14 protein-coding genes and 4 pseudogenes are annotated in these 16,842 nt (G+C 41.8%); 14 read left to right on the forward strand and 4 right to left on the reverse strand.

Annotated elements, in window-relative coordinates:
- The first annotated feature begins 28 nt into the window (after positions 1-28).
- Positions 29-949, forward strand: coding sequence for an IS5 family transposase (locus tag OCU36_RS17330; protein ID WP_261837391.1), 921 nt, complete (start codon positions 29-31; stop codon positions 947-949).
- Positions 950-1,371: 422 nt separating this feature from the next.
- Here OCU36_RS17330 and OCU36_RS17340 read toward each other — a convergent pair whose 3' ends face one another.
- A complete protein-coding gene (locus OCU36_RS17340) occupies positions 1,372-1,641 on the reverse strand; it encodes a DUF6444 domain-containing protein (protein WP_261839789.1) in 270 nt (89 codons plus the stop codon).
- Positions 1,642-1,744: 103 nt separating this feature from the next.
- Between OCU36_RS17340 and OCU36_RS17345 the strand changes: the two are divergent.
- A pseudogene (locus tag OCU36_RS17345) lies at positions 1,745-1,942 on the forward strand (IS5/IS1182 family transposase); the annotation flags it as partial.
- A 55-nt stretch (positions 1,943-1,997) separates the two neighbouring features.
- Here the strand turns inward: OCU36_RS17345 and OCU36_RS17350 are convergent.
- Positions 1,998-2,636 (reverse strand): annotated as a pseudogene (locus OCU36_RS17350) (IS66 family transposase); the annotation flags it as partial.
- 61 nt (positions 2,637-2,697) lie between these two features.
- Between OCU36_RS17350 and OCU36_RS17355 the strand changes: the two are divergent.
- The 8 genes from OCU36_RS17355 to OCU36_RS17390 all read left to right on the forward strand — a co-directional run bounded on the left by OCU36_RS17355 (position 2,698) and on the right by OCU36_RS17390 (position 11,445).
- The gene (locus OCU36_RS17355) at positions 2,698-3,618 is read left to right on the forward strand and encodes an IS5 family transposase (RefSeq protein ID WP_261837391.1); all 921 of its coding nucleotides are present in this window, start codon (positions 2,698-2,700) and stop codon (positions 3,616-3,618) included.
- Positions 3,619-3,908: 290 nt separating this feature from the next.
- Positions 3,909-4,829, forward strand: a complete 921-nt coding sequence (locus OCU36_RS17360) for an IS5 family transposase (RefSeq protein WP_261837391.1) — start codon at positions 3,909-3,911, stop codon at positions 4,827-4,829.
- A gap of 76 nt (positions 4,830-4,905) precedes the next feature.
- Complete coding sequence (gene rhaB / locus OCU36_RS17365; protein ID WP_261839790.1) at positions 4,906-6,279, forward strand: rhamnulokinase; 1,374 nt, start codon at positions 4,906-4,908, stop codon at positions 6,277-6,279.
- A gap of 12 nt (positions 6,280-6,291) precedes the next feature.
- Positions 6,292-7,557, forward strand: a complete 1,266-nt coding sequence (locus tag OCU36_RS17370) for an L-rhamnose isomerase (protein WP_065677831.1) — start codon at positions 6,292-6,294, stop codon at positions 7,555-7,557.
- Positions 7,557-8,369 (forward strand): rhamnulose-1-phosphate aldolase, encoded by an 813-nt coding sequence (gene rhaD, locus OCU36_RS17375; protein WP_065677830.1) that lies wholly within the window; start codon positions 7,557-7,559, stop codon positions 8,367-8,369. Before OCU36_RS17370 ends, rhaD begins: the two co-directional genes overlap by 1 nt.
- A gap of 11 nt (positions 8,370-8,380) precedes the next feature.
- Positions 8,381-8,695, forward strand: coding sequence for an L-rhamnose mutarotase (rhaM, locus tag OCU36_RS17380; RefSeq protein ID WP_065677829.1), 315 nt, complete (start codon positions 8,381-8,383; stop codon positions 8,693-8,695).
- A 47-nt stretch (positions 8,696-8,742) separates the two neighbouring features.
- The gene (locus OCU36_RS17385; protein WP_065677828.1) at positions 8,743-10,116 is read left to right on the forward strand and encodes a sulfatase-like hydrolase/transferase; all 1,374 of its coding nucleotides are present in this window, start codon (positions 8,743-8,745) and stop codon (positions 10,114-10,116) included.
- 305 nt (positions 10,117-10,421) lie between these two features.
- Positions 10,422-11,445 (forward strand): IS630 family transposase gene (locus tag OCU36_RS17390; protein WP_390206953.1). Its coding sequence is split into 2 segments (ribosomal slippage): positions 10,422-10,876 and positions 10,875-11,445, totalling 1,026 coding nucleotides; the frame shifts between segments, so codons are not numbered across the junction.
- A gap of 168 nt (positions 11,446-11,613) precedes the next feature.
- Here the strand turns inward: OCU36_RS17390 and OCU36_RS17395 are convergent.
- Positions 11,614-12,306 (reverse strand): oligogalacturonate-specific porin KdgM family protein, encoded by a 693-nt coding sequence (locus OCU36_RS17395; RefSeq protein ID WP_261839792.1) that lies wholly within the window; start codon positions 12,304-12,306, stop codon positions 11,614-11,616.
- Positions 12,307-12,850: 544 nt separating this feature from the next.
- Between OCU36_RS17395 and OCU36_RS17400 the strand changes: the two are divergent.
- The 4 genes and pseudogenes from OCU36_RS17400 to OCU36_RS17415 all read left to right on the forward strand — a co-directional run.
- Positions 12,851-13,156 (forward strand): annotated as a pseudogene (locus OCU36_RS17400) (sodium:solute symporter family transporter); the annotation flags it as partial.
- 78 nt (positions 13,157-13,234) lie between these two features.
- Positions 13,235-14,155: an IS5 family transposase gene (locus OCU36_RS17405; RefSeq protein ID WP_261837391.1), complete on the forward strand. Its 921-nt coding sequence runs from the start codon at positions 13,235-13,237 to the stop codon at positions 14,153-14,155.
- A gap of 25 nt (positions 14,156-14,180) precedes the next feature.
- Positions 14,181-15,680 (forward strand): sodium:solute symporter family transporter, encoded by a 1,500-nt coding sequence (locus OCU36_RS17410; protein WP_261840741.1) that lies wholly within the window; start codon positions 14,181-14,183, stop codon positions 15,678-15,680.
- 101 nt (positions 15,681-15,781) lie between these two features.
- The gene (locus OCU36_RS17415; protein WP_261839793.1) at positions 15,782-16,198 is read left to right on the forward strand and encodes a hypothetical protein; all 417 of its coding nucleotides are present in this window, start codon (positions 15,782-15,784) and stop codon (positions 16,196-16,198) included.
- Here OCU36_RS17415 and OCU36_RS17420 read toward each other — a convergent pair.
- Positions 16,175-16,828, reverse strand: a pseudogene (locus OCU36_RS17420) (IS5 family transposase); the annotation flags it as partial. The gene OCU36_RS17415 and the pseudogene OCU36_RS17420 overlap by 24 nt on opposite strands.
- Positions 16,829-16,842: the final 14 nt, after the last annotated feature.

Here is a 16,842-nt window from a genome sequence, read left to right on the forward strand (position 1 = left end):
AGCTACGTCCACTCTATCTCGTAGCCCTATGCCTAAACCACGTTACAAAACAACTAACTGGAAGCAATACAACCAATCACTCATTAACCGTGGTTCTCTGACCTTTTGGATTGATGAAGAAGCAATAAGCGGATGGGCGCAAAGCAAACAGAATAAGCGCGGGAGGCCGCGTCGGTTCAGTGATTTAGCTATCACGACAGCACTCATGGTCAAACGAGTTTTTTCTATGCCATTGAGAGCGCTGCAAGGATTTATCGACTCGATATTTAGGTTAGCCCATGTACCGTTAAGTTGTCCGCATTACACCTGCATCAGTCGTAGAGCCAAGCAAGTTGAGGTTTCATTTAAGACTAAAACGAGAGGAGCGATACAGCACCTAGCTATTGATGCTACTGGCCTTAAGGTTTATGGCGAAGGTGAATGGAAAGTCAAAAAACATGGGACGGATGGCAAGCGTAGAGTCTGGCGAAAGCTGCATATTGCAGTCGATACCAACACTCATGAGATCATTGCCGCCGAGCTAAGTTTATCGACGGTTACAGATGGAGAAGTACTCCCGAACTTACTGAAACAAACACGCCGAAGTATCCTTAAGGTGTCTGGTGATGGCGCTTACGACACGAGAGCGTGTCACGCTGCTATTAAGATTAAGGGAGCTATTGCGCTTATTCCCCCAAGAGAAGGGGCTGCCTTTTGGGAGCGTGGTCACCCTCGAAATCTCGCCGTGGGTTGCCAGAAATTATACGGCTCAAATAAGTATTGGAAAGAGCGGTATGGATACCACAAACGTTCACTCTCAGAAACAGCGATGTATCGAGTTAAACAGTTGCTAGGAGGGAAACTGAGCTTAAGAAATTACAATGCCCAGGTGGGTGAAACTTACGCGATGATAAAAGCGTTGAACAAGCTTACTGGGTTAGGTATGCCTGAAACTTGTCGCATTGACTAAGAAACAAGCGAAACGGGTTGGCTCTATCTCTAAATTTAATTACGCAACAAAGCCCATTGAAGCGACTTTCGTTTGAGCTTCGCTGATCGCGCCAACTGAAAAGGTTGTGCCAAGCTGTTCTTTGAGAAGAGATTGGATTTTTCGAACACTGAGGTGATATTGCCCCGCAAGAACCCCAATGTAACTTAATAAGTTCGGCCCTATAATCCCTTGCGATGCATCGTCAGGCTTTTGAGCCTTGACGGCTTCTTTGCAGTGCCGACATTGACCTGAAAATAAACGGTATTCGGTGATATCGACAGTGGGCTTGGGAATATCAAAGACTTGGTGTCGGTAGTAAGGGCCGTCATGAACATCAATGTCAGACTGTTCGCAACAAGGACAACTATCAGGGAAGCAATCAATAATGATATCCGTGTCTTTTAACGGGGAAAGTTTTCGTTGATGCCCTGTGTGGCCTTTTTTAGCTCCTCTCGAATTGCGACCACCAGAGCTTTCATCTTTTTTCGCTCATGGCGATCTTTAGGACTGTCTGATGAGGGCGATTTTGAAGAGTTTTTGGAGCTAGTGGTAAGCTTATCTTCATAGTGCCGGAGCTGTTCCCACAGCTCATCAATAAGCACCTTAGCCTCATTCAGATCAGAGATTTTAGGTGGTGCGTCTTGGTATTTAGGAGCTTTTTTTCTAGTCATATAACTATGATGAAGCTCAAAAATGATCACTCAATACCTAAAGTGGGATCAAGTGCTAGAGGTCACAGTTTTTATGTCAATAGGGTTTGGTGAACACTTACCAAATAAGTATTGGAAAGAGCGGTATGGATACCACAAACGTTCACTCTCAGAAACAGCGATGTATCGAGTTAAACAGTTGCTAGGAGGGAAACTGAGCTTAAGAAATTACAATGCCCAGGTGGGTGAAACTTACGCGATGATAAAAGCGTTGAACAAGCTTACTGGGTTAGGTATGCCTGAAACTTGTCGCATTGACTAAGAAACAAGCGAAACGGGTTGGCTCTATCTCTAAATTTAATTACGCAACAAAGCCTTACAAAACCTCTAATACATCGCTCAGCTTCATTATTGGTTAAGGGGATTGACGCTTTCTTGAGGAAAACCCACAAGCTCTCTCTATGTTTGAGCAGTAACTTGCATCGCCCCCGATATCGCTTGACCATGACATCAGTCCCTTTGCTCAACCAATGATCGAACGATTTCTGCAACCTACGCATTCTTCGTAAGTACAGCGCATAATTTAACTCATCTTGTTCATAACGATGCCGAGTATGGAAAATGGCGTTCGTCAGCAAACAAAGATGTCTGCCAATATAAGCGGTGTGGCCACCGCCACTATAATCCGCCATTTGCTGAAGGTTACGCTTCACATGTGCCCAACATAACTGATGACGGTCTGCGGCTATCCAGTTATAGCTAGGGCACTGGTCGCTGACCACAATGCCTGCATAGTCTTCATCAATGACCTTTTTCGCTGATGAGGTCGAGCGCGAATAAAGTATTTGCTCATAGACAAGGTCATCACTTGCCACTAACCAACACCAGCGAAGGCTTTGTTCATCATTTCGGTGATGAGAGGTCTCGTCAGCATGAATCAAAGGCGCTTTCTTTAATGCTTGTTTTATCGCTTGATGTAATGGCGTTAGCATTGAAGCGGCGTTGTTGCGTAATTCAATGGAACTAAATCAAGAACCTACGATCTGAGCAGCTACGTCCACTCTATCTCGTAGCCCTATGCCTAAACCACGTTACAAAACAACTAACTGGAAGCAATACAACCAATCACTCATTAACCGTGGTTCTCTGACCTTTTGGATTGATGAAGAAGCAATAAGCGGATGGGCGCAAAGCAAACAGAATAAGCGCGGGAGGCCGCGTCGGTTCAGTGATTTAGCTATCACGACAGCACTCATGGTCAAACGAGTTTTTTCTATGCCATTGAGAGCGCTGCAAGGATTTATCGACTCGATATTTAGGTTAGCCCATGTACCGTTAAGTTGTCCGCATTACACCTGCATCAGTCGTAGAGCCAAGCAAGTTGAGGTTTCATTTAAGACTAAAACGAGAGGAGCGATACAGCACCTAGCTATTGATGCTACTGGCCTTAAGGTTTATGGCGAAGGTGAATGGAAAGTCAAAAAACATGGGACGGATGGCAAGCGTAGAGTCTGGCGAAAGCTGCATATTGCAGTCGATACCAACACTCATGAGATCATTGCCGCCGAGCTAAGTTTATCGACGGTTACAGATGGAGAAGTACTCCCGAACTTACTGAAACAAACACGCCGAAGTATCCTTAAGGTGTCTGGTGATGGCGCTTACGACACGAGAGCGTGTCACGCTGCTATTAAGATTAAGGGAGCTATTGCGCTTATTCCCCCAAGAGAAGGGGCTGCCTTTTGGGAGCGTGGTCACCCTCGAAATCTCGCCGTGGGTTGCCAGAAATTATACGGCTCAAATAAGTATTGGAAAGAGCGGTATGGATACCACAAACGTTCACTCTCAGAAACAGCGATGTATCGAGTTAAACAGTTGCTAGGAGGGAAACTGAGCTTAAGAAATTACAATGCCCAGGTGGGTGAAACTTACGCGATGATAAAAGCGTTGAACAAGCTTACTGGGTTAGGTATGCCTGAAACTTGTCGCATTGACTAAGAAACAAGCGAAACGGGTTGGCTCTATCTCTAAATTTAATTACGCAACAAAGCCGGTCTTCTTTCCTGTTAGCGTAGCTTTTGTTTTTAATTGACTTAATTTAAAGGGTATTTTTATTGGATACGCTTGGTTGAGTAGCAAAAAATGACACCATTAAGGGCAATTTAACGCATTTTACCAACTGCTGATTCTTGTATGATGAAATCAAACAGGCGTTGTTGCGTAATTCAATGGAACTAAATCAAGAACCTACGATCTGAGCAGCTACGTCCACTCTATCTCGTAGCCCTATGCCTAAACCACGTTACAAAACAACTAACTGGAAGCAATACAACCAATCACTCATTAACCGTGGTTCTCTGACCTTTTGGATTGATGAAGAAGCAATAAGCGGATGGGCGCAAAGCAAACAGAATAAGCGCGGGAGGCCGCGTCGGTTCAGTGATTTAGCTATCACGACAGCACTCATGGTCAAACGAGTTTTTTCTATGCCATTGAGAGCGCTGCAAGGATTTATCGACTCGATATTTAGGTTAGCCCATGTACCGTTAAGTTGTCCGCATTACACCTGCATCAGTCGTAGAGCCAAGCAAGTTGAGGTTTCATTTAAGACTAAAACGAGAGGAGCGATACAGCACCTAGCTATTGATGCTACTGGCCTTAAGGTTTATGGCGAAGGTGAATGGAAAGTCAAAAAACATGGGACGGATGGCAAGCGTAGAGTCTGGCGAAAGCTGCATATTGCAGTCGATACCAACACTCATGAGATCATTGCCGCCGAGCTAAGTTTATCGACGGTTACAGATGGAGAAGTACTCCCGAACTTACTGAAACAAACACGCCGAAGTATCCTTAAGGTGTCTGGTGATGGCGCTTACGACACGAGAGCGTGTCACGCTGCTATTAAGATTAAGGGAGCTATTGCGCTTATTCCCCCAAGAGAAGGGGCTGCCTTTTGGGAGCGTGGTCACCCTCGAAATCTCGCCGTGGGTTGCCAGAAATTATACGGCTCAAATAAGTATTGGAAAGAGCGGTATGGATACCACAAACGTTCACTCTCAGAAACAGCGATGTATCGAGTTAAACAGTTGCTAGGAGGGAAACTGAGCTTAAGAAATTACAATGCCCAGGTGGGTGAAACTTACGCGATGATAAAAGCGTTGAACAAGCTTACTGGGTTAGGTATGCCTGAAACTTGTCGCATTGACTAAGAAACAAGCGAAACGGGTTGGCTCTATCTCTAAATTTAATTACGCAACAAAGCCAATCAAACACTAGGAGGTGGTTATGAATTACTTTTTGGCAGTCGATATTGGTGCTTCTAGTGGAAGGCACTTATTAGCGCATATTGAGAATGAACAAATAGTGCTTGAAGAAATATATCGATTTGAAAATAAACTCTCATCAGTCGATGGTCAACTATGTTGGGAGCTGGATAATCTATTTAGTCATATTCTCGAAGGGCTAAAACAATGTGTCACGATCGGCAAGATACCAAAAAGCGTCGGTATTGACACTTGGGGTGTTGACTTCGTTCTTCTGGATAATGAAGAGAATATTATCGGTAATACGGTATCGTATCGAGATAGTCGTACAAAAGGTGTTATGGATGATATTTGTGATCAAGTTGGGCACCAAGAAATCTATAACAAAACTGCCATTCAGTTTATGGGTTTTAATACCTTATATCAGATGAAGTCTGTGGGTTCAAAAGAGAAGCAACAAGCCTGCTCGTTTTTGATGATTCCAGATTATATCAACTATCTGCTAACGGGTGTTAAAGCGAATGAGTATACCAATTCAACAACAACTCAAATGCTAAATATTGATACTGATGATTGGGATAAAGATTTACTTGAAGTATGTGGTATCAGCAAAGATATCTTCACTAAACCCCAATACCCTGGTCATCAGCTTGGAAACCTTAAATCCTCAATACAAGAGGCGATTGGCTTTGATTGCGAAGTAGTATTACCAGCTTCACACGATACAGCTTCTGCTTTTATTGCCAGTGTTTTAGAACTCGAAGACGATGGTGTAATTTTGAGTTCTGGTACTTGGTCATTGTTGGGCACTGAACTTGAGAAACCGATAGTTTCTGATATTTCTCGTCAAAGCAATTTCACTAATGAAGGTGGTTACGACAAACGATTTAGATTTTTGAAAAATATTATGGGTCTTTGGATCGTTCAAGAAGTTTCACGAATATTGGAATACAGGTATTCATATGCAGAATTAGCCGATCAGGCAAGAGAAGCCAGTGATTTTACCTCTGTTATCGATGTCAATAATGAACGCTTCTTTGTGAGTGAAAACATGATCGAAGAAATTGTCGATTATTGTAAAGAAACTGGACAAGACATCCCACAAACAACAGGTGAAGTCTGCATGTGTGTTTATCGAAGCCTAGCCAAGTCTTATAACCAGTACATTGAAGAACTTATCAGTATTACCGGAAAAACCGTAGATAAAGTCAATATCATTGGTGGAGGGTGTAAAAATCAGTTTCTCAATGAGTTAATTGAACAGGAAACCAAGAAAGAAGTTATTGTCGGCCCAGTAGAAGCAACTGGTATGGGTAATATTATTGTACAAATGTTATCCATGGGCGAAATTGCTCATTTAAAACAAGCGAAAAATTATATTAGAAACAGCATTTAATTAGGAATTATCATGGAACAGAGTTTAAAAAATAGATACGAACTGAGTAAGTCACTTTACGCTAAATGGGGCATTGATGTAGATGCTGTTCTTGAGAAATTAAAAGGCGTTAAGGTCTCTATTCATTGTTGGCAGGGTGATGATGTTACGGGCTTCGAGGAAGCGGCTCATGAACTGTCTGGTGGTATCTCTGCTACTGGTAGCTACCCGGGTAAAGCAACAAATGCACAAGAGTTACGTGCTGATTTAGACAAAGCACTGAGTCTAATCCCAGGCAAGCACAAGATTAACCTCCACGCTCTTTATGCAGAAACACATGGTGTAGCGGTTGAGCGTGATGAGTTGAAACCAGAACACTTTGCTGGTTGGGTCGAATGGGCGAAAGAGCGTGCTCTAGGCCTAGATTTCAACCCTAGTATGTTCTCTCACCCGAAAGCGAGTGATGGTTTGACACTGTCTCACCCTGATAAAGAGATCCGTGATTTCTGGATTAAGCACTGTATTGCTTCACGTAAAATTGGCGAATATTTCGGTAAGGAATTGGATCAAACGTGTCTGACAAATATCTGGATTCCAGACGGCTATAAAGACACCCCAAGTAACCGTTTTGCGCCGCGTCAGCGCCTAAAAGATTCTCTAGATGAGATTTTTGCTGTTGACGTTGACGAGCAGTTCAACAAGGACTCAGTAGAATCAAAAGTATTCGGTATTGGTGTTGAATCTTACACGGTTGGTTCGCATGAGTTTTATATGGGTTATGCGGTCGCGAACAATAAGCTTTGTTTGCTAGACAATGGCCACTATCACCCGACCGAGTCGGTTGCGGACAAGATCTCATCAATGCTGCTTTATCAAGATGAGCTTGCTTTGCACGTTACTCGCCCTGTTCGTTGGGACAGTGATCATGTCGTAACGCTAAATGACGAAGTTAAAGAAATCGCGAAAGAGCTAGTTCGTACAGACAGCTTGGACAAAATATACCTGGGTTTAGATTTCTTTGATGCAAGCATCAACCGCGTAGCTGCGTGGGTATTGGGTACTCGCAATATGCAAAAAGCGCTACTTGAAGCGATGCTTATGCCACATGACAAGCTGACTGAGTTGCAAGATAAAGGCGACTTCACACAGCGCTTGGTTCTGATGGAAGAGCTAAAAACCTATCCAATGGGTGATATTTGGAACTATTTCTGTGAATTGAATGATGTACCAGCAAACGAAGATTGGTTTAGAGCGATCGAAGTTTATGAGCAAGACGTTCTGTTTAAGCGAGGCAAATAATGGATAAGTTAGCATTTATACAAGAGTTTAAAAAGACGACCAACGACGCATGGTTGAAAGGATGGCATGAGCGTAATGGGGGCAATTTGTCCTACCGTTTGACTCAATCCGAAGTAGAGCAAGCTCGTCCATTTTTTGAAGAAACATCGCAATGGCTGGAGATCGGTGTAACGGTTTCCAATCTTGCAAATGAATACTTTATCGTTACCGGTAGTGGTAAGTACTTTCGAAACGTAGAAGTTTGTATTGAAGAAAATGCTGGAATTATCCAAGTTTCAGAAGATGGCACTCAATACCGAACACTTTGGGGTCTTGTTAACGACGCGAAACCGACGAGTGAGTTGCCTGCGCACCTTATGAATCATTCAGTCAAGTTTGACGCGACGGGTGGAGCGCATCGAGTTGTTATGCACTCTCACACGACAAATTTAATCGCGCTTACCTTTGTTTTGCCGCTGGAAGCTGAGACGTTTACTCGTGAACTATGGGAAATGGCGACGGAGTGCCCAGTTGTATTCCCTGCTGGTGTGGGCATTGTCCCATGGATGGTTCCCGGTGGTCGTGCTATTGCTGAGTACACTAGCGAACTGATGAAAACGTACGATGTGGCTATTTGGGCTCATCACGGTACATTCTGTTCTGCGGAAGACCTAAGTCTCGCGTTTGGCTTGATGGATACCGCAGAGAAGGCCGCTGAAATACTAGTAAAAGTTCTCGCGATGGGTGGCAAACGTCAAACTATTCAACCAGCAGAGTTCAAAGAGCTAGAATCTGCATTTAACGTTACGTTGAATGAAAAAGCATTGGCTTGAGGAGGCGTTAGGTGATTAGAAAAGCGTTTAAACTCAAAGTTAACATGGATCAGTTTGAAGAATACAAAAAGCGTCACGACAATATTTTTCCTGAGTTAATTGATGTACTTAAAGCTGCGGGAGCAAACAACTACTCTATCTTCCTAGACGAGGAGACAGGTTGTCTGTTTGGTTATGTTGAGTTAGAATCTACTAATAAATGGAACGATGTTTCAAAAGCTGAAGCTTGCCAGAAGTGGTGGAGTTATATGGAAGATATCATGGAGACGAATCCAGATAGCAGCCCTAAATCCACAGAGTTAACAGAGATGTTTTATCTAGCGTAACTATGATCCGCTAATGCTATGAAACAAATTAGTATCAAGAGGTAAATATGAACAAGCCGAATATTATTGTAATTTTTAGCGATCAGCAGCGTTGGGATACGTTGGGTTGTTACGGTCAGGAACTGCCTGTAACACCAAACCTAGACGAGCTTGCACGAGACGGTGTTATGTTCGAGAACGCATTCACAGTCAACCCTGTATGTGGTCCAACACGTTCAACGATGCAAACTGGGCTGTATCCAACCGAAACCGGTTGCTTCCGAAATGACATTATTCTTCCCCAAGGTCAAAAAACCGTGGCTCACTTTCTTTCTGATGAAGGTTACAGTGTCGGTTACGTCGGTAAATGGCACTTAGCTTCAAATAACACTGCTCATGAGGGCTTTGTTGTAGCGGCACCGACAGAAAGCTCAGGTGAAACTATCGATAATTGCTTCACAGCAATACCAAACCAGTATCGAGGTGGTTATAAAGACTTTTGGGTTGCTTCCGATATCCTTGAAGGCACATCGCATGGCTATGGCGGACATATGTTTGACATCGATGGCAACAAGGTAAGTTGGGATGAAGATGTATATCGCGCAGATTTTTTGACTGACTTGACGACAGACTACATCGATAATTACCAAGAAGAGAAGCCGTTCTTTTTATTCTTGTCTTATCTAGAGCCACATCATCAGAATGACAAAAATACGTATGAAGGCCCCCATGGCTCTCAAGAGAAATGGAGTAACTTCAAAGTCCCTGGTGATCTAGAACCGTTTGTTGATGGTAATTGGGCAGAAGAATACCCAGATTATTTAGGTTGTTGTAATAATCTCGACCAAAATGTTGGAAAGATTCGCCAAGCGGTAAAAGATAAAGGCTTAGATGATAATACTGTAATCGTTTATCTGAGTGACCACGGCTCTCACTTCAAGACTCGCAATGGTGAATACAAGCGTTCATGTCACGACTCTTCGATTCGTATTCCGTTCGTGATTTACGATCCACGTGCGAAAGCAGGTCAGGTGATAGATGACCATGCAAGCATCATTGATGTAGTTCCAACTCTGCTGAAGGCTGCGGGCGTTAAAGTACCTAGCTACATGCAGGGTCAGCCGCTTCAAGATCTGTATATTGACAACGCTAAGAAGAGTAATGCTAGCTTTATTCAGATCAGTGAGTCACAGATTGGCCGTGCTATTCGTACTGATTCATGGACGTATTCGGTATCAGCTCCGGATCAAAGTGGTTTAATCGAGAAAGACAGCGGGGTGTACCAAGAAGAGTTCTTGTACAACCTAGTTGATGATCCTAATCAGTTAGAAAACTTGGTGGCTAATGAAGATCTGAAGCCGGTGAAAGCGGAGCTAAGAAAGCTTTTATTGGAAGAGATCTATCGTATTGAAGGGGTACAACCGGAAATCATCGAAGCGTAACTGTTGGTGTTGAACACACATTTATATGTTCATTGCAAAAGTCCATAGTGGTAACACTGTGGACTTTTTTATTGTCATCTTTCCAGCAACAGTTTCGATCTCAATGCTAATGGGCACCTTGGAGGTGCAACCTATGATTCGGCTGTGCAATCGGTTTGTGCTCATTCGTAAGCAACTATGAGGAAACCATTATTGGGCGAGGATAGTTCGTTGATACGGTGGGGTAAATGAAGATATGGTTCGGCGGGAGGTTATACCAATTCCATTAAATTTGTGATCTAATATGGACTCTGAAAGGAGTCTATATGAACTCAGATTTATCAAAACTTATCAGCACAACCTCCAACGCTAGGTTAAGACTAAGATTACTCGCCGCATCTCACTTTATTGATGGTAAAAATCGAACTGAAATCGCTTCATTTCTTAAAGTCAGTCGCCTTAGTGTGAACAAATGGATAAAAGCCTATCTCGATTATGGCGTTGAGGGACTAACAGAAAAACCTCATACGGGAAGGCCTTCCAGACTGACTACTGAGCAAAAAGCACACCTTAAAGAATACGTCACTTCAAATGCGATAAAACCTGAAGGTGGGCGTTTACAAGGGAGTGATATCGCACAATTCATCTTTGATGAATTTGACGTTTCTTACCAACCATCCGGTGTATACCGCTTGTTGCATGAACTTAACTTGAGCTGGATAACAACGCGTTCAAAGCACCCAAAACAATCAGAAGAAACCCAAGAGTCTTTTAAAAAAATTCCAAATAGAAACGATCCTTAAGATCCCTGGCCATATCCACTTACAAGAAGTACTTGTTTGCTTTCAAGACGAAGCTAGATTTGGTCAGCGCAATACCACAACCAAGATTTGGGCTGAAAAAGGAACTCGACCTAGAGCCGTTCAACAGCAGCAATTTGAGTACGCTTATTTGTTTGGAGCTATTTGTGTCAATACGGGCGAAGCTGAAGCGATTGTTTCACCGTTAAGCAACATGGAAGCCATGACGAAGCACCTTGAATTGATCTCAACGGCGACACCTATTGGTAAACACTCAGTGATTATTATGGATCAAGCAAGCTGGCATCAAACACACTTAGCCAATCACTTTAAGAACATCACGATAATCCATATCCCGCCCTATTCACCAGAATTAAACCCAATAGAGCAAGTTTGGCAATGGCTTCGTCAGTACAGGTTAGCGAATCGGTGTTTTGAGAACTATAACGATATAGTGAACTCGGTGTGCGAAGCTTGGAACAGTTTTTGTGAAGATAAACGCAGAGTCCAATCTCTCTGCTTTAGAGACTGGACTAGATTGATAAGTTAATTAATGGAATTGGTATTACAATCCCATCGAGTATGAGACAGACTCTTATAGTCTCGCATAGGTTGTTTCCTCTTTACTTTTGGTCGAGCAAAGAAGTTACATATACCGTTGTCACGGTCAAACCTATGCGAGTCACCCCAGCAGAGCTGGGGGTTTATCAATGTTTAATTAAAAACTATATAGTAAACCTAAACGATAACGTAATTGATAGCCTGAAACAGTAGCGCCAACTGGAACACCAGCAAATGTAATATATGGTGTAATGCCTGGTGCAACTTTATAATATGTTTTAAACTCAATTTCGTGTTTAAAGTCGTGCTTATCCCAATAGTATTGGTCATCTAACCCTTTATGGTAATCATATTCTAACTGAAACGTTAGAGCTTTCGTTGCTTTGTACCCTACTTTAGCCTGATATTGACTTTTTTGTTTAATGTATTTTGTACTATTTGATGGAACGGTAATTTCGTGCTTATATTTTAATTCAGTAAAAATACCATAATCCCAATTTGATTGTAAACCTAATTGAGGCGTATACATTACACCACTAGATGTTGATGTGAAGTCAATTTTAGGTATTAAAGTGTGAGTTTCATTTACATGATAACGGTAACCTAACTGTATTTCACTACTTGATAATGCATATGTATCAAGAGTTTTACCTTTATTAACTATTTGAACACCAAAAAAAGTATTACCTGAACTACCACCTATTTTTACCAATGTTGCATTTTCATTAACAGGGTTAAACTCATGCGCTCTTGGTAAGTACTCTTGACGGATGTCTAAAACAGCTGCAGAAACTGAAGTAGCTAACATTAATGGAGCAAGGGTAAGTGTTATCAGTTTAATTGATTTCATTTTAACTTCCTAAGTTTTATTTATTATCAACTATAAGCCAGAGAGGAATAAAACATAAATTCGTGACAGAGCTCTCATTTGCATTTATTATTATGTGCTAATGGAACTTTTGTTCTAAGGTTTATTTTCAATCCACAGTTTATTTTTAAATCATCAACAAATTAGATATAAGATTGATTATTGTTTTTTATTGAGACATTTTTTGCATGGTCATTCCGCTTAATTAAACGCGGCAAATATTGTCACCAAGATAATCAAAAATCTATATTTAAAAATGTGTACTGATGGGGTTATATGTTATGAATAGTTAACAACAATAAATGATACAATATTACTTAATGATTCATTATTAAACATATGTTCACTAATTTAAAGCAATATTTCTTACAACCACTTTAATGATCTAGCTCACGATTTCCCTTCTTTTCACAAAAATAAACCCGTATTTTGATTTTAATCATACGCGATTTCATTTAAATTTGTCATTATCATATTACTTACAAATATGAACTTAGTGATGTACAACTAAAAGTGGGGTTTTATTATGAATTATGATTATCTTGTGATCGGAGGCTACTTTGTCCTTATGGTGGTAATTAGCTTACTATTTAAAAAAATGGCAACTAATAGTACTAGTGATTACTTCCGTGGGGGAGGTAAAATGTTATGGTGGATGGTTGGCGCTACCGCCTTTATGACACAATTTTCCGCTTGGACTTTTACCGGTGCAGCAGGTAAAGCATTTAGTGATGGTTTTGCCGTTCTTGGCGTTTTTATCGGTAATATAGTGGCTTACGTTTTTGCTTATTTCTATTTTGCAAAACGCTTCCGTCAAATGCGTGTCGATACGGCGTTGTTGCGTAATTCAATGGAACTAAATCAAGAACCTACGATCTGAGCAGCTACGTCCACTCTATCTCGTAGCCCTATGCCTAAACCACGTTACAAAACAACTAACTGGAAGCAATACAACCAATCACTCATTAACCGTGGTTCTCTGACCTTTTGGATTGATGAAGAAGCAATAAGCGGATGGGCGCAAAGCAAACAGAATAAGCGCGGGAGGCCGCGTCGGTTCAGTGATTTAGCTATCACGACAGCACTCATGGTCAAACGAGTTTTTTCTATGCCATTGAGAGCGCTGCAAGGATTTATCGACTCGATATTTAGGTTAGCCCATGTACCGTTAAGTTGTCCGCATTACACCTGCATCAGTCGTAGAGCCAAGCAAGTTGAGGTTTCATTTAAGACTAAAACGAGAGGAGCGATACAGCACCTAGCTATTGATGCTACTGGCCTTAAGGTTTATGGCGAAGGTGAATGGAAAGTCAAAAAACATGGGACGGATGGCAAGCGTAGAGTCTGGCGAAAGCTGCATATTGCAGTCGATACCAACACTCATGAGATCATTGCCGCCGAGCTAAGTTTATCGACGGTTACAGATGGAGAAGTACTCCCGAACTTACTGAAACAAACACGCCGAAGTATCCTTAAGGTGTCTGGTGATGGCGCTTACGACACGAGAGCGTGTCACGCTGCTATTAAGATTAAGGGAGCTATTGCGCTTATTCCCCCAAGAGAAGGGGCTGCCTTTTGGGAGCGTGGTCACCCTCGAAATCTCGCCGTGGGTTGCCAGAAATTATACGGCTCAAATAAGTATTGGAAAGAGCGGTATGGATACCACAAACGTTCACTCTCAGAAACAGCGATGTATCGAGTTAAACAGTTGCTAGGAGGGAAACTGAGCTTAAGAAATTACAATGCCCAGGTGGGTGAAACTTACGCGATGATAAAAGCGTTGAACAAGCTTACTGGGTTAGGTATGCCTGAAACTTGTCGCATTGACTAAGAAACAAGCGAAACGGGTTGGCTCTATCTCTAAATTTAATTACGCAACAAAGCCTGTCGATACACCAACCGAAGCAATCCGTCGTCGCTTTGATAACACTAGTGAACAATTTTTCACATGGCTTATCATCCCGTTAAGTATAATCAATGGTGGTATCTGGCTAAATGGCTTAGGAGTGTTTGGTTCTGCAGTTTTTGACGCTGATATAACAACGACCATCTGGATAACAGGCCTTGCAGTATTAGCTATATCACTACTTAGTGGAGCTTGGGGTGTTGTTGCATCAGACTTTATTCAAACCTTGGTTATTGCTATCGTTTCAATCGCTTGTGCCATAGTTGCACTTGTTGCAGTGGGTGGCCCAGGGGAAATTATCAACAACTTCCCTTCAGGTTTCATGGTTGGACCTGATATGAACTATCCATTACTTATTGTTTGTTCTTTTTTCTTCTTTCTAGTGAAGCAACTCCAAGGCATCAATAATATGCAAGATGCTTACCGCTTCCTTAACGCAAAAGATTCAAACAATGCGAGTAAAGCAGCATTAATGGCAGGCTTAATGATGCTTGTTGGCACTATCATTTGGTTTATTCCACCTTGGGCATCTGCAATTTTATACCCAGATGCTGCACAACAATATTCTGAACTTGGTGCAAAATCACGTGATGCCGTTTACTTAGTATTTGCACGTGAAACCATGCCAATTGGTACTGTCGGCTTATTAATGGCTGGTTTATTTGCGGCTACTATGTCTTCTATGGATTCAGCACTAAACCGTAATTCAGGTATTTTTGTACGTAGCTTCTACGCTACTATTGTTCGTAAAGGTAAAGCTTCCGACAAAGAACAACTTCGTATGGGACAAATTGCCTGTATCGTTAACGGATTACTAGTTATCCTGATGGCTCAATTCTTCTTATCACTAAAAGAAGTCAGCCTATTTGATCTTACAATGCGCGTAACAACTCTATTACAAGGTCCAATTCTTGTACCACTTTGTTTTGGTATGTTCATTCGCAAAACGCCCAAATGGGCACCTTGGGCTACCGTTTTATTTGGTGCGTTTGTATCTTGGTCTGTTATCGAAATCTTTACACCACAAACTGTAGGTGCTTGGTTTGGTCTTGAGAATCTCACTGCTCGTGAAATTTCTGAATTTAAAACAACAATCACCATCGTCGCACACCTAGTTTTCACTACGAGTTTCTTCTGGGCTACTACCCTATTCTATAAAGAAGAGACAAATCCAAATAGTGAACGCCAAGCTAAGTTCTTTGTAGACATGGAAACTCCAGTAATCGCGTCTGAAGGTCAAGATATTGTTGACCGTATGCAACGTGAAAAACTAGGTACTTTGGTAATGATAATGGGCGCAGGCTTGTTATTGATGATCCTCATTCCAAACCCAATGTGGGGTCGCCTATTATTCTTATGCTGTTCAGCGTCCATATTTGGACTTGGGTATCTATTGAAAAAAAGTGCCGGAATTGATCCTAAGATAGAACAAAGTTTAAAAGCTTCTTAAAATCAATAATCAAAGTACTGCTATCATTAAAGTTTAGATAGCAGTGTTTTATCAAATATCGTTGTTAATAAAATATTTATTGTAAATTTATAGGTTTAATTATGATTATAAATGACTCTTGGGCAATTCAAGCTTGGTCAGATGTATTTACAAAAGTAAAAAAAACAAGTAACGACATCTCAATTCCTTTCCCGTCACTGACTTCAGATGGCATTTATGAAAATACACATGCACCATGGGCTTGGGTTGTCGGTTTTTGGCCTGGCTTACTGTGGCTTTTATATGAAAAAGAACACTATGATCCATTCAAAAATATCGCTATTTCACGTGAAGATATAATGGATGGTGCTTTAGATGAATATGTTAATATTCACCATGATGTTGGCTTTATGTGGCAATTAACTTCAGTCAAACAATGGGAACTCCTTGGTACTGAAAAGGGCGTTGTTGATCAAATCATCTTGAAGAACAACGATGCCATATACGACTATCCGTTAGTTTCTGACGGGCATACCTAGTCCTATGACTTTGTTTATAGCCTTGACGTTCGCCATGATTTCACCCACTTGAGCGTTGTAACATCTCAAACTCAATTTACCGCTTGTTAGTCCCTTGTATCGGGACATCGCGGTCTCAGATATTGAACGATAGTGATATCCAGACTCAGCTTTCCACTCCGCTATTGTCCCATTTTTCAGAGCTGTTACTGCTTCGTTTCTGGGGTGACCGTCCTCCCAAGGTACTGCATTCTTTCGAGGGGGGATCAACGGAGTACAGCCTTTATTTTTCAGAGCCTCGTGGCAACTTTTTGTGTCATAAGCTCCATCTGCAGATACGGCTGTGACCTTTCTGCGTAGTGGGTTGAGCAACGTCGGTAGCACTTCACTATCGCCAACATTTACAAGGCTGACTTCCGCGCTAATAGCTTCGTGAGTATCCACATCTACAGCTAAATGCAGCTTACGCCATGTTCTGCGTTTTTCTGCACCGTGCTTTTTTACTTTCCATTCACCCTCACCAAAGACTTTAAGCCCAGTGGAATCAATGGCTATATGGCGAATAGCGCCTCTAGATTTATTGCGATATTTGACCTGAACCGTCTTCGAGCGTTTACTAATACAGGTGTAGTCGGGAGAGGTCAGCGGAACGTAATCGTTCACCA

Source organism: Vibrio artabrorum (assembly GCF_024347295.1).
GTDB classification, from domain to species: domain Bacteria; phylum Pseudomonadota; class Gammaproteobacteria; order Enterobacterales; family Vibrionaceae; genus Vibrio; species Vibrio artabrorum.